The organism is Pseudomonas sp. TH21, from assembly GCF_016651025.1.
In the GTDB taxonomy this organism is placed as follows: domain Bacteria; phylum Pseudomonadota; class Gammaproteobacteria; order Pseudomonadales; family Pseudomonadaceae; genus Aquipseudomonas; species Aquipseudomonas aylmerensis.
On sequence record NZ_JAEKEQ010000001.1, the window covers coordinates 6,136,003 to 6,151,038 of the forward strand.

At 61.5% G+C, this 15,036-nt stretch carries 10 protein-coding genes; 8 read left to right on the forward strand and 2 right to left on the reverse strand.

Going from position 1 to position 15,036, the window contains the following annotated elements; all coding sequences use genetic code 11:
* Nucleotides 1-544: 544 nt before the first annotated feature.
* Nucleotides 545-1,921 carry an L-serine ammonia-lyase gene (locus JFU04_RS27285; RefSeq protein WP_065904808.1) on the reverse strand — a complete coding sequence of 459 codons (1,377 nt, stop codon included), beginning with the start codon at nt 1,919-1,921 and terminating at the stop codon, nt 545-547.
* Between the two features lie 414 nt (nt 1,922-2,335).
* On the opposite strand from JFU04_RS27285, the gene JFU04_RS27290 reads away from it, so the two are divergent.
* From JFU04_RS27290 to choV, 3 genes are all read left to right on the forward strand, one after another.
* Nucleotides 2,336-3,283 carry a choline ABC transporter substrate-binding protein gene (locus JFU04_RS27290; RefSeq protein ID WP_065904809.1) on the forward strand — a complete coding sequence of 316 codons (948 nt, stop codon included), beginning with the start codon at nt 2,336-2,338 and terminating at the stop codon, nt 3,281-3,283.
* A 69-nt stretch (nt 3,284-3,352) separates the two neighbouring features.
* The gene (choW, locus tag JFU04_RS27295; RefSeq protein WP_015886271.1) at nt 3,353-4,198 is read left to right on the forward strand and encodes a choline ABC transporter permease subunit; all 846 of its coding nucleotides are present in this window, start codon (nt 3,353-3,355) and stop codon (nt 4,196-4,198) included.
* Nucleotides 4,195-5,373, forward strand: a complete 1,179-nt coding sequence (gene choV, locus JFU04_RS27300) for a choline ABC transporter ATP-binding protein (RefSeq protein WP_065904810.1) — start codon at nt 4,195-4,197, stop codon at nt 5,371-5,373. The genes choW and choV overlap by 4 nt, the downstream gene beginning before the upstream one ends.
* Nucleotides 5,374-5,540: 167 nt before the next feature.
* On the opposite strand, the gene JFU04_RS27305 is transcribed toward choV, so the two are convergent.
* A complete protein-coding gene (locus JFU04_RS27305) occupies nt 5,541-7,475 on the reverse strand; it encodes a BCCT family transporter (RefSeq protein WP_226939981.1) in 1,935 nt (644 codons plus the stop codon).
* 391 nt (nt 7,476-7,866) lie between these two features.
* Here JFU04_RS27305 and betI point away from each other — a divergent pair, with 391 nt between their 5' ends.
* The 5 genes from betI to JFU04_RS27330 all read left to right on the forward strand — a co-directional run bounded on the left by betI (nt 7,867) and on the right by JFU04_RS27330 (nt 14,842).
* Nucleotides 7,867-8,460 (forward strand): transcriptional regulator BetI, encoded by a 594-nt coding sequence (gene betI / locus JFU04_RS27310; RefSeq protein WP_028618243.1) that lies wholly within the window; start codon nt 7,867-7,869, stop codon nt 8,458-8,460.
* A gap of 109 nt (nt 8,461-8,569) precedes the next feature.
* The gene (gene betB, locus JFU04_RS27315; RefSeq protein ID WP_065904813.1) at nt 8,570-10,042 is read left to right on the forward strand and encodes a betaine-aldehyde dehydrogenase; all 1,473 of its coding nucleotides are present in this window, start codon (nt 8,570-8,572) and stop codon (nt 10,040-10,042) included.
* 129 nt (nt 10,043-10,171) lie between these two features.
* The gene (gene betA / locus JFU04_RS27320; RefSeq protein ID WP_065904815.1) at nt 10,172-11,875 is read left to right on the forward strand and encodes a choline dehydrogenase; all 1,704 of its coding nucleotides are present in this window, start codon (nt 10,172-10,174) and stop codon (nt 11,873-11,875) included.
* Between the two features lie 208 nt (nt 11,876-12,083).
* Entirely contained in the window at nt 12,084-13,526 is a 1,443-nt protein-coding gene (locus JFU04_RS27325) for a TldD/PmbA family protein (RefSeq protein WP_201146035.1), read from the forward strand.
* Nucleotides 13,526-14,842 (forward strand): TldD/PmbA family protein, encoded by a 1,317-nt coding sequence (locus tag JFU04_RS27330; RefSeq protein WP_065904819.1) that lies wholly within the window; start codon nt 13,526-13,528, stop codon nt 14,840-14,842. The genes JFU04_RS27325 and JFU04_RS27330 overlap by 1 nt, the downstream gene beginning before the upstream one ends.
* Nucleotides 14,843-15,036 lie beyond the last annotated feature (194 nt).

The window sequence follows — 15,036 nt, forward strand, 5'->3', positions numbered from 1 at the left end:
GATGGCCTCAGGCGAGGCTCTTGTTATTGCGCTCGTCCTGGAGAGGCGAGGCTTTGAATTGATAGAGCAAATGCCATGCCTAAATTTGAATGGCCATTCAATAACTCCTGAAAACGACCTGATGAAGCGTCTATATAAGCCCGCGCCGCGAGTGCGGGATATGACCCGATTCAGTGGCAGGAGTGAGCCTGCTCAAGGGGTGTGAGCAGATCGGTAGCACTTGTGGGAAGGCGCTTTCAGGGCGTAGGAAAAGTCTGTCACCACACGCACAGGTGACGGGTGGTCGAGGGGCAAATCGTTTGGGAGCTACTTATCTGTTTGCGACGCGCTAAAAGGTGGCGCTTTTGGTTGGGATGTTCACTTTATGCGCAGTTTGCACCTCAATTGTGGCGAGCGGGCTTGCCCCGCGTTGGGCTGCGCAGCAGCCCCAGAACCTGACACCTCGATATTCCTGAACGAACTCAGTGAAGTTATTGGGGCTGCTGCGCGGCCCAACGCGGGGCAAGCCCGCTCGCCACAACAAGCCGCCCACCGGCAAAGGTGGTCAACACTCCACCGCGCTCACCGCCAGCCCACCGCGCGAGGTTTCCTTGTACTTGTCGTGCATGTCCGCCCCGGTATCGCGCATGGTGCGGATCACCCGGTCGAGCGAGATGAAGTGCTGGCCATCACCGCGCAGGGCCATCTGCGCCGCGTTGATCGCCTTCACCGCCGCAATCGCGTTGCGCTCGATACACGGCACTTGCACCAATCCGCCCACTGGATCGCAGGTCAGGCCGAGGTTGTGTTCCAGGCCGATCTCCGCAGCGTTGCACAGTTGCTCCGGCGTGGCGCCGAGGATTTCCGCCAAGCCGGCGGCGGCCATCGCACAGGCCGAGCCGACTTCGCCCTGGCACCCGACCTCGGCGCCGGAAATCGACGCGTTTTTCTTGCACAGGATGCCCACCGCCGCAGCGCCGAGCAGGTAGTCGACCACGTTGGCCTCGGTCACTTCCTCGCTGAATTTCATGAAGTAGTGCAGCACTGCCGGGATGATCCCCGCCGCGCCGTTGGTGGGTGCGGTGACCATGCGTCCACCGGCAGCGTTTTCTTCATTGACCGCGAGGGCGAACAGGTTGACCCACTCCATGGCGCTCAAGGTCGAGCCGATCACATTGGGTTTGTTCAGCTCCAGCAAACTGCGGTGCAACTTGGCCGCGCGGCGGCGCACGTTCAGCCCGCCCGGCAAGATGCCCTCGTGCTTGAGCCCCTCCTCCACACACGCCTGCATGGCGCGCCAGAGTTTCATCAGGCCGCTGCGGATTTCATCTTCCGAGCGCCAGGTTTTTTCATTCGCCAGCATCAGCTCGGCGACGCGCAGGTTGTGGGTCTTGCACAGCTGCAACAACTCCACCGCGCTGGAAAAATCATAGGGCAGCTCGGTGCGGTCCATATCCGCCACGCCACTCTGCGCCTGGGCTTCATCCACGACAAAACCGCCGCCGACCGAGTAGTAGGTGTCGCGATGCAACTCACCGTCATCGCCGAACACCACCAGGGTCATGGCGTTGGGATGAAAGGGCAGGTTTTCGTCGAGCAGGCGCATGTCGCGTGCCCACACAAACGGCACCGGCAAGCGCCCATCCAGCAGCAACGTGTCGGTCTCGCGCAGGGTGTGGATACGCAGGCCGATCTGCGCCGGATCGATCGCGTCGGGCCACTCGCCCATCAGGCCCATGATGGTCGCGGTGTCACTGCCGTGGCCAATGCCGGTGGCCGACAATGAGCCGTAGAGCTGAACTTCGACGCGCCTGACTTGTTCCAACAGTTCACGTTCACGCAATGCCTGGACGAACAACGCCGCGGCGCGCATGGGGCCGACGGTGTGAGAACTAGAAGGCCCGATGCCGATCTTGAACAGGTCGAAAACGCTGATAGCCATTAACGTGGGACTCCGCAGGTGAGCAAACCGGACACCAAGGAGCTGCTACGCTCAGATCGCCCAGATGGCGGCATCATCAAGCTTTTATCCGCCGTCACGGCGTCTCACACCGACGTACCCATGCTCACCAGCGTCGCTCTCGTGCGATCAGGCGTTTTGGCCGTTTTTAGCGGTGCAGATCGTTGAAAACTGCAGTTTTGCCTTTGGAAAAATCTGTAAGCGACGTCACCGACACTGGATACGACCATCCCTGTACTGGTTACGACGCCCCCTGTAGGCGTCAGATTTTCACTGGTACATGATCAGTCTCGACTCGTTTGCAAGGCACCGCGCCGCCGCTGCGTCGCACGTTCCAACCGCAACACATATAAAGCGCGGCGAATGCCGCCAGAAAAAACACAGGAGTCTACCCAGATGAAAGGTTCACCCTCGTTGTTGTTGGCCGCCATGCTGAGTCTGCCAGTCCTGGCGCACGCTGCAGAACCGGCACAATGTCAGACCGTCAATTTCTCCGATGTCGGCTGGACCGACATCACCGTCACCACCGCGACCACCAGCGAAGTCCTCAAGGGCCTGGGCTACAAGCCGCGCACCACGATGATTTCGGTACCTGTGACCTACAAGTCCCTGGCCGACGGCAAGAACATGGACATCTTCCTCGGCAACTGGATGCCGACCATGGAAAACGACATCAAGCAGTACCGTGATGCCGGCACCGTGGAAACCGTGCGCGCCAACCTGGAGAACGCCAAGTACACCCTGGCGGTACCCGAAGCGCTGTACAACAAAGGCCTGAAAGACTTCGCCGATATCGCCAAATTCAAGGATGAGCTGGGTGGCAAGATCTACGGCATCGAGCCGGGTAACGACGGCAACCGCACCATCCAGACGTTGATCGACAAAGACGCCTTCGGCCTGAAAACCGCCGGCTTCAAAGTCGTCGAATCCAGCGAAGCCGGCATGCTCTCCCAGGTCGAACGCGCCACCAAGCGCGACCAGGCCATCGTGTTCCTCGGCTGGGAACCGCACCCGATGAACACTCGCTTCAAGATGAAGTACCTGACCGGGGGTGACGACTCGTTCGGCCCCAACTACGGCCAGGCCACCATCTACACCAACACCCGCAAGGGCTACACCCAGGAATGCAGCAACGTCGGACAGTTGCTGAAAAACCTGGTGTTCACCCTGAACATGGAAAGCACCCTGATGGGTAAAGTCCTGGACGAAAAACAGAAACCCGATGCAGCGGCCAAGGCCTGGCTGAAGGCCAACCCGCAAGTGCTCGACACCTGGCTCGCAGGCGTCACCACCGTCGATGGCAAACCCGGTCTGGAGGCCGTCAAAGCTTATCTCGCCAAATAACACCCGCTGACCCCAGGCCGGTGCGCTGGCCTGGGATGTTTTCCCCTTCGCATGTGGACATTCACTACCATGCTGACTGAACAGAAAATCCCACTAGGCCAGTACATCGCTGCCTTCGTCGAATGGTTGACCCAACACGGCGCCAACTACTTCGACGCAATCGCATCGACGCTGGAAACGATGATCCACGGCGTGACGTTTGCGCTGACCTGGTTCAATCCGCTGGCATTGATCGGTCTGATTGCGCTGCTGGCTCACTTCATTCAACGCAAGTGGGGCCTGACTGTATTTGTCATCGCCTCGTTCCTGCTGATCCTCAACCTGGGGTACTGGCAGGAAACCATGGAAACCCTCGCGCAGGTGCTGTTCGCCACCCTGGTCTGCGTGGTCATCGGTGTGCCGCTGGGCATTGTTGCCGCGCACAAGCCGATGTTCTACACCCTGATGCGGCCGGTGCTCGATCTGATGCAGACCGTACCGACCTTCGTCTACCTCATCCCTACCCTGACCCTCTTCGGGCTGGGTGTGGTGCCCGGGCTGATATCCACGGTGGTGTTCGCGATTGCCGCGCCGATCCGCCTGACCTACCTGGGTATCCGCGACGTACCGCAAGAGTTGATGGACGCCGGCAAGGCCTTTGGCTGCTCGCGCCGTCAGTTGCTCTCGCGCATTGAACTGCCCCACGCCATGCCGAGCATTGCCGCCGGCATTACCCAATGCATCATGCTGTCGTTGTCGATGGTGGTGATCGCGGCCCTGGTAGGCGCCGACGGCCTCGGCAAGCCGGTGGTCAACGCGCTGAACACCGCCGATATCGCCCTCGGTTTCGAAGCCGGCCTGGCGATCGTATTGCTCGCCATCATGCTCGACCGCATCTGCAAACAACCCGACGCCAAAGTAGGGGGTGATGCATGAGCATTATCCGATTCGACAAGGTCGATGTGATCTTCTCCAAGGACCCACGCGAAGCCCTCAAGCTGCTGGACCAGGGGATGCACCGCAACGAAATCCTGAAAAAGACCGGGCAGATTGTCGGCGTTGAAAAAGCCAGCCTGGATATCGAGAAAGGCGAGATCTGCGTGCTCATGGGCCTCTCCGGGTCCGGCAAGTCGAGCCTGCTGCGTTGCATCAACGGCCTCAATACCGTCAGCCGTGGCCAGCTGTTCGTGGAACATGAAGGACGCCAGATCGACATCGCGTCGTGCACGCCCGCCGAGCTGAAAATGATGCGCACCAAGCGCATCGCCATGGTGTTCCAGAAGTTCGCCCTGATGCCCTGGCTGACAGTGCGCGAAAACATCAGCTTCGGCCTGGAAATGCAGGGCCGCCCGGAGAAAGACCGCCGCAAGCTGGTAGATGAGAAACTCGAGCTGGTGGGCCTGACCCAGTGGCGCAACAAGAAACCGGACGAACTCTCCGGCGGCATGCAGCAGCGCGTCGGCCTGGCGCGTGCGTTGGCGATGGACGCCGATATCCTGCTGATGGACGAACCTTTCTCCGCCCTCGACCCGCTGATCCGCCAGGGCCTGCAGGACGAGCTGCTGGAGCTGCAACGCAAGTTGAGCAAGACCATCGTGTTCGTGAGCCACGACCTCGATGAAGCGCTCAAGCTGGGCAGCCGCATCGCGATCATGAAAGACGGCAAGATCATCCAGTACAGCGTGCCGGAAGAGATCGTGCTGAACCCGGCGGACGACTATGTGCGCACCTTCGTCGCCCATACCAACCCGCTCAACGTGCTGTGCGGACGCAGCCTGATGCGCACCCTGGACAACTGCAAGCGCGTGAACGGCTCGGTGTGCCTCGATCCGGGTGGCGACTCATGGCTGGACCTGGCCGAAGGCAACACCATCACCGGTGCTCGCCAGAATGGCGCGGTGATGAACCTGCAGAACTGGGCGCCGGGGCAACCGGTGGAAGGTCTGGGCCGGGTGCCGACACTGGTGGACTCCAACATCGGCATGCGCGATGCGCTGCAGATTCGTTATCACACCGGCAACAAGCTGGTGTTGCATGACAACAACCAGGTGGTGGGGATTCTGGGGGACAGTGAGCTCTACCATGCCCTGCTGGGCAAGAACCTGGGCTGAGCAGTGCACAGATCGGCTGAATGAACTGGGTCAATGTGGGAGCTGGCTTGTCTGCGACAGCAATGGTGAATCCAACATAGCTATCGCAGGCAAGCCAGCTCCCACATTTGATCTCTGTTTCGGCATAAAAAAAGCGGCGCCAGTGAGGGCGCCGCTCCTTTCAGGCATCAGCTATAGACACGGCCAAGGAGCTGCCGATGGCTTTCAAACTGATCGAGCACGTCCCGGGTGATCTGTTCCTGGGCAAAGCCCATCAGGTCGTACTCCTGAGGCCCGTTGTGCAGGTAGACCTCGGCACGGTAGTAGCGGGTGCGCTCTTCTTCCGGCAGGTCGCTCGGCGCCGACGAGTAAGCATCCAGGCTCACTTCGTAGACAAACGGGTTGCCCTCTTCCATCTCGATGCGCACACCGATGCAACGCTTGGATTTGCCCAGCAGGGTCTGCACTTCCAGCCCCTGGTCGCGCAACGCCGTCGCGGCTTCTTCCAGCGCCGGCGTGACGTGTTTGTCCATGAAGCGCTGCACAGTGGCCTGGCTCGGTTGCAGATCCAGCGCGGTGAGGCGCTCGCTGAACCCCCGACGGCCACGCTCGGCCAACTGCGCCTGCTCCTGTTCGATTGCGACGTCCTGGCGCATGGCCTTGTGCAAACCGAACATGAAGAAAATCAGCACCACCGAGAACGGCAGCCCCGCCAGCACCACCATGGTTTGCATGGCTTCGAAGTTACCGGCGAACAGCAGGCCGATAGTCACCAGGGTGATCACCGCCGACCAGAAGATCCGCAGCCAGTGCGGCGCATCTTCATCCACATTGCCGCCTTTGCAGGAAAGGTTGGCCATCATCACCGCGCCGGAATCCGCTGGGGTCAGGAACAACACGAAGCCTACGAAGATCGACACACCGATGACGATTTTCGACGCCGGGTAATGCTCCAGCAGTTGATAGATGGCCATGGACGGTTGTTCCAGCGCCGTCTTGCCCAACTCCACCGCACCGTGGTTGAGCACCAGGTCCAGCGCCGAGTTGCCGAAGATCGACAACCACGCCAGGGTGAAGCCCAGCGGGATCAGCAGCACGCCGGCCACCAGCTCGCGCACGGTGCGACCACGGGAAATACGCGCGATGAACATGCCTACGAATGGCGCCCAGGAAATCCACCAGGCCCAGTAGAACAGGGTCCACAGGCCCATCCAGCGCTCGGTCTTGTCGGCGTCGCCTTCATACACATAGAGGTCGAAGGTTTTCAGCACCAGGCCGTTCATGTAGTCGCCGATGTTCTGCACAAAGCCGTTGAGCAAGTGCAGGGTCGGGCCGAACAGCAATACGAAGATCAGCAAACCGCTGAACAGCACGATGTTGAGGTTGGACAGGCGGCGAATGCCGTTCTCCACACCCGATACCGCAGCGATGGTTGCCACGGTGCTCATCACGATGATCACGATCAACAGGTTGGTGTTGCTGTGCTGCATGCCGAACAGGTTTTCCAACCCGGACGAGACCTGCATCGAACCAATACCCAGGTTGGTCACCAGGCCGAGCAGGGTCACGAACATGCCGAAGCCGTCCACCGCATGGCCGGCCGCGCCCTTCACCCAACGCTCGCCTACCAGCGGGTACAGCGCCGAACGCAGCGCCAGCGGCTGGTTATGCCGGTACGCGAAGTACGCCACGGCCAGGCCGACCAGGGCATAGATCGCCCAGCCGTGCAGGCCCCAGTGCAGAAAGGTCAGTTGCAGCGCCTGGCGTGCTGCGCCATTGCTGGCGGCCGCGCCTTCGGGCGGGTTGAAGTAGTGGTCCAACGGCTCCGAGGCGCCGAAGTACAGCAGCGAGATGCCGATCCCGGACGAGAACAACATGCCGGCCCAGGCGCCGTAGCTGAAGTCCGGGGTGTCGTCCTTGCTGCCCAGTTTCAATTTGCCGTAGGACGAAAACGCCAGGCCGACCACAAACACCAGGTAAGCGGCGATGACCACCATGTAGTACCAGCCAAAGCTTTTCGACAGCCAGGCCTGTGCTACGCCGAGCATGCGCCCGGCCTCCTGCGGGGCGATGATCAGAATGGCGGTCAACAACAGAATGAGCGCGGTGGAGGTGTAGAACACCCAACCGTTGACCCGGACCTTTTCCGGCGGGGTCTTTATAAGAGAGGCAGAACTCATGGCGCAGATGCTCCGGGCAGTGCGAGAGAGAAACACAAGGCAACGGTTATCCCGGGACATCGATTTTTCGGCAGTCGACGGACGGGTGTTATAAAGACACCCCGAAAATTCTTGAGCCCCGTCGAAGCGGTGCCCAGGCCCTGATACGGCCTGTTTCAAGGACTTTTGCAGGTGTCAGATGTCGCAGCTCGCAGGTAGGAAATATCTGTAGGCAGCGACCATTTGTCGCAGATCTTATTCTTTGTTGATTGAACGTTCAATCAAAACAAAATAGACTGGCCATCAAGCCGACGGACGTTGATCGCCCATCGGCAGGCCTAAGGAGAGGTGCTACATGCCCAAGGTCGGTATGCAACCCATACGCCGCCAGCAGTTGATCGAAGCCACCTTGACGGCGATCGATCAGGTCGGAATGGGGGATGCCAGCATTGCGCTGATCGCCCGTCTGGCCGGCGTCTCGAACGGCATCATCAGTCACTACTTTCAGGACAAGAACGGCCTGATCGCCGCGACGATGCGGTACCTGATGAATGTGCTGATCGAGAACGTCCACGAACGCAGGCTCGCACTGAAGGATGACAGCCCACGGGCGCACCTTCAGGTGATCATCGAGGGCAACTTCGATGCCAGCCAGGTCAACGGCCCGGCAATGAAAACCTGGCTGGCCTTCTGGGCCACCAGCATGCACCACCCGTCATTGCACAGGTTGCAGCGGATCAACGATCAACGTCTGTATTCCAACCTGTGCTGCCAGTTCCGCCGAGTGCTGCCGCTGCCGCACGCACGCAAAGCAGCCCGAGGCCTGGCGGCCCTGATCGACGGTTTGTGGTTGCGCGGCGCCCTGTCGGGAGACGCTTTCGACACGGCGCAAGCGCAACGGATCGCTTACGAATACATGGATTTCCAATTGGCCAAGCAGGTGAGTTAGAGCACACACAACCGCTCAACCCCTGAACTGCTGTCGATCAGTGATGCCAGACCCTTATGGCCCACTTTCGGCGGTTAACGCCAACCACTTATGCACTTGCGAGGACTTTATGGCCCGTTTCGAACTGCAAAAACTCTACATTGACGGCGGCTACAGCGACGCTGGCAGCGATGCCACCTTCGAAGCCATCAACCCGGCTAACGGTGAAGTTCTCGCCCAAGTGCAACGCGCAACGTTCGATGACGTTGAACGTGCCGTGGTCAGCGCCGAAAAAGGCCAGAAGATCTGGGCCGCGATGACCGCCATGGAGCGTTCGCGCATCCTGCGTCGCGCCGTCGACATCCTGCGTGAGCGCAACGACGAGTTGGCTGCCCTGGAAACCCTGGACACCGGTAAAGCTTTCTCCGAAACCCAATACGTCGACATCGTCACCGGCGCTGACGTGCTGGAGTACTACGCAGGCCTGGTGCCGGCCATCGAAGGTGAGCAGATCCCACTGCGCGACACGTCCTTCGTCTACACCCGTCGCGAGCCGCTGGGCGTGGTTGCCGGTATCGGCGCGTGGAACTACCCGATCCAGATCGCGCTGTGGAAATCCGCACCGGCCCTGGCTGCCGGCAACGCGATGATCTTCAAGCCGAGCGAAGTCACCTCGCTGACCACCCTGAAACTGGCCGAGATCTACACCGAAGCCGGCGTTCCGGCGGGCGTGTTCAACGTACTGACCGGCAGCGGCCGTGAAGTCGGCACCTGGCTGACCGAGCACCCGCGCATCGAGAAAGTCTCCTTCACCGGCGGCACCGACACCGGCAAGAAAGTCATGGCCAGCGCTTCCAGCTCCTCGCTCAAGGAAGTGACCATGGAGCTGGGTGGCAAGTCCCCGCTGATCGTGTTCGAAGACGCCGACCTGGATCGCGCCGCCGACATCGCGATGATGGCCAACTTCTACAGCTCCGGTCAGGTCTGCACCAATGGCACTCGCGTGTTCGTGCCCAAGCACCTGCAAGCCGCCTTCGAAGCCAAGATCGTTGAGCGTGTGGCACGCATTCGCGTTGGCGACCCGCAAGACGAAAACACCAACTTCGGCCCGCTGGTCAGCTTCGCCCACATGGAAAGCGTGCTCGGCTACATCGCCAAAGGTAAGGAAGAAGGCGCTCGCGTGCTCTGCGGCGGCGACCGCCTGACCGACGGTGCATTCGCCAAGGGCGCCTACGTGGCCCCGACCGTGTTCACCGACTGCACCGACGAGATGACCATCGTGCGTGAAGAAATCTTCGGCCCGGTGATGAGCATCCTCACTTACGAAACCGAAGAAGAAGTGATCCGTCGCGCCAACGACACCGACTTCGGCCTGGCTGCGGGCCTTGTGACCAAGGACCTGAACCGCGCCCACCGCGTGATTCATCAGCTGGAAGCGGGTATCTGCTGGATCAACGCCTGGGGCGAGTCCGACGCGAAAATGCCGGTCGGTGGCTACAAGCAATCCGGTGTGGGCCGTGAGAACGGCATCAGCTCGCTGAACAACTTCACCCGCATCAAATCGGTACAGGTTGAGCTGGGCGACTACGCCTCGGTGTTCTGATAAGCGGCAAGCGGCAAGCTTCAAGCTGCAAGTAAAAGCAGTTTGGTTTGCCGCACTTCCCAGATACACCGCTCGCTGCTCTTTCTTGCAGCTTGAAGCTTAGAGCTAGCAGCTCTCAAGGAGACCCCCATGACTCAAGAATACGATTACATCATTGTGGGTGCCGGTTCCGCCGGTAACACCCTGGCGACCCGTCTGACTGAAGACGAAGGCGTCACCGTCCTGCTGCTGGAAGCCGGCGGCCCGGACTACCGTTTCGATTTCCGTACGCAAATGCCGGCCGCCCTGGCGTTCCCGCTGCAAGGCCGTCGCTACAACTGGGCCTACGAAACCGATCCAGAGCCTCACATGGACGGCCGCCGGATGGAATGCGGTCGCGGCAAGGGCCTCGGCGGCTCCTCGCTGATCAACGGCATGTGCTACATCCGTGGCAACGCCATGGACTACGACAACTGGTCGAAACTGCCGGGCCTGGAAAACTGGACCTACCTGGACTGCCTGCCGTATTTCCGCAAGGCTGAAACTCGCGACATCGGCCCCAACGACTACCACGGTGGCGACGGCCCGGTCAGCGTGACCACGCCTAAAGCCGGCAACAACCCGCTGTTCCACGCCATGGTTGAAGCAGGCGTGCAAGCCGGCTACCCGCGCACCGAAGACCTGAACGGCTACCAGCAGGAAGGCTTCGGCCCGATGGACCGTACCGTCACGCCGAACGGCCGTCGCGCCAGCACCGCGCGCGGTTACCTGGACACAGCCAAGAAGCGTTCGACCCTGACCATCGTCACCCACGCCCTCACCGACAAAGTGTTGTTCGAGGGCAAGCGTGCCGTGGGCGTGCGATATCTGATCGGTGCCGCCGAAGAGCGCGTTGAAGCCCGTGCGCGTAAAGAAGTGCTGGTGTGCAGCGGTGCAATCGCTTCGCCGCAGCTGCTGCAACGCTCCGGCGTGGGCCCGGCCAAACTGCTCGAAAGCCTGGACATTCCGGTAGTCCACGACCTGCCGGGCGTTGGTGAAAACCTGCAGGACCACCTTGAGCTGTACCTGCAATACGCGTGCACTCAACCGGTCTCGCTGTACCCATCGCTGCTCTGGTACAACCAGCCAGCCATCGGTGCCGAGTGGCTGTTCAACGGCACCGGCATCGGCGCCAGCAACCAGTTCGAAGCGGGCGGTTTTATCCGTACCCGTGAAGAATTCGATTGGCCGAACATCCAGTACCACTTCCTGCCGGTGGCGATTAACTACAACGGCAGCAACGGTGTGAAAGAACACGGTTTCCAGGCGCACATGGGCTCCATGCGTTCGCCAAGCCGTGGCCGCGTGCAACTGAAGTCGAAGAACCCACGGGATTACCCGAGCATCCTCTTCAACTACATGGCCACCGAGCAGGACTGGCAGGAATTCCGTGACGGCATCCGCCTGACCCGTGAAATCATGCAGCAGCCGGCGCTGGATCCCTACCGTGGCCGCGAGATCAGCCCGGGCATCGAAGTGCAAACCGATGAGCAGTTGGACAAGTTCATCCGCGAGCACGCCGAAACCGCGTTCCACCCGTCCTGCTCGTGCAAGATGGGCACCGACGAGATGGCGGTAGTGGACGGCGAAGGCCGTGTGCATGGCATGCAGGGCCTGCGGGTGGTCGATGCGTCGATCATGCCGATCATCACCACTGGCAACCTGAACGCGCCGACGATCATGATCGCCGAGAAAATCGCCGACAAGATCCGTGGCCGTCAGCCGCTGCCGCGCAGCACCGCCGACTACTACGTGGCAGGCGATGCGCCGGTGCGTGGCAAGCCGTTGCGTGAAGTGGGCCCGACTGCGCAGTAACTGAAACACTTTGTGGCGAGCGGGCTTGCCCCGCGATGGAGTGCGTAGCGCTCCCAAGATTTTTGGGACCGCTGCGCAGCCCAACGCGGAGCAAGCCCGCTCACCACAAGGGTTCACCTGCTACAAGTAGTCGCCCTCCTTGATCAGCTCCCAGCCCAGGCCTACTCTGTTTGCCTGCCTGCGCTGAGCCGCCCACAAGGAAGGCCCCATGTTCGATCACCACGCCACACTCAAAAAGCATTTCAGTGCCCTGCGCACCACCGCCGACTTCTTCTCGCTGCGTTATGTCCGCGAATCCGGCCAGTACCTGTCGGTACGCAAGAACGTCGCCGAACCGCCCCACCTGAACCACGACGAAGGCGCCATGCTCACCGTGCGTGTCAACGGTGTGGAAGCCTACGCCGCAACCCACGATATTTCCCTGCATGGCCTGCAAGCCGCCCTTGAGCGCGCCGAACAGCAAGCCCGGCGAATTTTGCCCCACGCCCTGCTCGACCTGCGCGACCAACACGTCTCCAGCGACGTCGCCGACTACCTGTCACCCAACCTTGCGCAAGCCTTCCCTTCCCTCAGCGATTGCTACCAATTGCTCGGTGATGAATCCGCCGCCGTGCCTCAGGACGAGCGCCTGGTGAACTGGGAAGTCAGCCTCGGCCTGACCCATGTCGAGCAGATCTACCTCAACAGTGCCGGCGCCGAGCTGCGCCAGGCCCAGCGCTTTGTGTTCCCCGGCGTCAATGTCACTGCCTACGACGGCAACGACAGCCAGTCGCGCACCCTTGGCGGCAGCAACTTCGGCCAGCAAGGCGGCTTTGATGTGATCGACCGCTTCGGCCTGGTCGGCGCTGCGCCGCGCATTGCCGACGAAGCCCTGCAACTGCTGCTGGCGCCGAACGCGCCCCAGGGCCCGCGCGACCTGCTCTTGATGCCCGACCAGATGATCCTGCAGATCCACGAGTCCATCGGCCACCCGCTGGAGCTGGACCGTATCCTCGGCGATGAGCGCAATTACGCCGGTACCAGCTTCGTCAAGGCCGAGGACTTCGGCCACCTGCAATACGGCTCCGAACTGCTCAACGTGACCTTCGACCCGGACATCCCCGAACAACTGGCCAGCTACAGCCATGACGATGACGGGACCCCGGCCAGCAAACAGTTCCTGATCCGCGAAGGTGTGCTGCTCAGGCCACTCGGCGGCGCGCTGTCGCAGTTCCGTGCCGGCCTGGGCGGCGTCGCCAACAGCCGCGCCAGCAGCTGGAACCGCCCGCCGATCGACCGCATGGCCAACCTGAATATCGAAGCCGGTGACCAGAGCCTGGCGCAACTGATTGGCGGCATCGAACACGGCATCCTGATGTCGACCAACCGTTCCTGGTCCATCGACGATGCGCGCAATAAATTCCAGTTCGGCTGCGAATGGGGCCAACTGATTGAAAACGGCGAACTCAAGGGCGTGGTGAAAAACCCCAACTACCGGGCGATTTCCGCGCAGTTCTGGCGCAACCTCAGCGCCGTGGGCGATGCCAGCACCTTCAAGGTCCTGGGCACGCCAAACTGCGGCAAAGGCGAACCCAACCAAGTGATCCGCGTCGGCCACGCGTCGCCGGCCTGTGTGTTCAGCAACGTTGACGTATTTGGGGGAGATGCCTGATGAACAACTTCAAGGCATTGGTGCAATGGCTCAAACAGGCCATCACCGACAAGGAACAATTCCACCTGGGCTATGCGGCCGAGTCGTCCGAGTTCGTGCGTTTCAACCACGCCAAGGTGCGCCAGGCCGGCCAGGTGCAACAGGCCAGCCTCAACCTGAAGCTGATCAACGATGGCCGCCACGCCGACCTCGGCATCACCCTCGCCGGTGATCCGGAGCTGGACCGCCAGCGCCTCGCCGAGGGCCTGCAACAGCTGCGCGAAACCCTGCCGCTGCTGCCCCACGATCCCTACCTGCTGCTCAACCACAACGCCTGGCAGAATCACAACGAACAGGACCTGCCATTGCCGGACCTGGCCCAGGTACTGGACGAAATCAGCCAGGCAGCCGCAGGTGTCGACCTCGTCGGGTTCTACGCCGCCGGCCCGATCAGCCGCGGCTTCGCCAGCTCGAACGGCGCGTTCGGCTGGCACCAGGCCAATAGCTTCAACTTCGACTTCAGCCTGTTCCACGCCAATGGCGAGGCTGTCAAAGCCAGCTACGCCGGCCATGCCTGGAACAGCGCCGAGTTCGCCCGGCGCTTCCAACTGGCCCGCGAACAGCTGGAATTCCTCGGCCGCCCGTTGCACGCGCTGGCACCCGGTGAATACCGCGCCTACCTGGCCCCGGCGGCGCTGGAAGAAATCATCAGCATCATCACCTGGGGCGGTTTCTCGGCCCAGGCCATCGCCAGCAAGGGCAGCTCCCTGCAACGCCTGTACGCCGGCGAGCAACACCTCAGCCCGCAGGTGACGGTGGACGAACAGGTCAGCGGCTCCCTGAGCCCGGCGTTTTCCAGCGAAGGCTACCCGCGCAGCGATGTCAGGTTGATCAACGCCGGCAAGGCCGACGGCCAACTGGTGAACTCGCGCAGCGCCGCCGAGTACGGCCTGAGTGCCAACGGCGCCAGCCGTGACGAATCCCCCAGCGCCTTGCAGATGGCAGCGGGCACCCTCGCCCAGGCCGACATCCTCAAGCAACTGGGCACCGGTTTGTACATCAGCAACCTGTGGTACCTGAACTACTCCGACCTGCCGGCCGCCCGCCTGACCGGCATGACGCGCTTCGCCACGTTCTGGGTGGAAGACGGCGAGATCAAGGCGCCGGTCAGCACCATGCGCTTTGATGACAGCGTGTTCCAGTTGCTCGGTGCGCAGCTGGAAGCACTGACCGCTGATCGGGAACTGCTGCTGTCGGCCAGCACGTATGGCCAGCGCAACACCGCCTCCAACCTGCTGCCAGGCGCCCTGGTCAAACGCCTGACCCTGACCTTATAAGCACCGCCAGTCCCGGTGGGAGCTGGCTGGCCTGCGATAGCATCACCGCGGTGTCACTGATACACCCTGGTGCCTGCAGCGCAGGCAAGCCACTTCCCACACTGCTTTGCAGTGCTTTCAGCCACTGCATTTCGTCCCTTCCTACCGACAATTCCCATCTCACCCGTCTCTGCGTGCGGCCGGTTGTCGCCCGC

Coding starts and splice junctions, on each gene's coding strand:
- JFU04_RS27290 (WP_065904809.1), top strand. CDS start 2,336: ATGAAAGGTTCACCCTCGTTGTTGTTGGCCGCCATGCTGAGTCTGCCA.
- JFU04_RS27285 (WP_065904808.1), bottom strand. CDS start 1,921: ATGGCTATCAGCGTTTTCGACCTGTTCAAGATCGGCATCGGGCCTTCT.
- betA (WP_065904815.1), top strand. CDS start 10,172: ATGACTCAAGAATACGATTACATCATTGTGGGTGCCGGTTCCGCCGGT.
- choV (WP_065904810.1), top strand. CDS start 4,195: ATGAGCATTATCCGATTCGACAAGGTCGATGTGATCTTCTCCAAGGAC.
- betI (WP_028618243.1), top strand. CDS start 7,867: ATGCCCAAGGTCGGTATGCAACCCATACGCCGCCAGCAGTTGATCGAA.
- JFU04_RS27330 (WP_065904819.1), top strand. CDS start 13,526: ATGAACAACTTCAAGGCATTGGTGCAATGGCTCAAACAGGCCATCACC.
- choW (WP_015886271.1), top strand. CDS start 3,353: ATGCTGACTGAACAGAAAATCCCACTAGGCCAGTACATCGCTGCCTTC.
- betB (WP_065904813.1), top strand. CDS start 8,570: ATGGCCCGTTTCGAACTGCAAAAACTCTACATTGACGGCGGCTACAGC.
- JFU04_RS27325 (WP_201146035.1), top strand. CDS start 12,084: ATGTTCGATCACCACGCCACACTCAAAAAGCATTTCAGTGCCCTGCGC.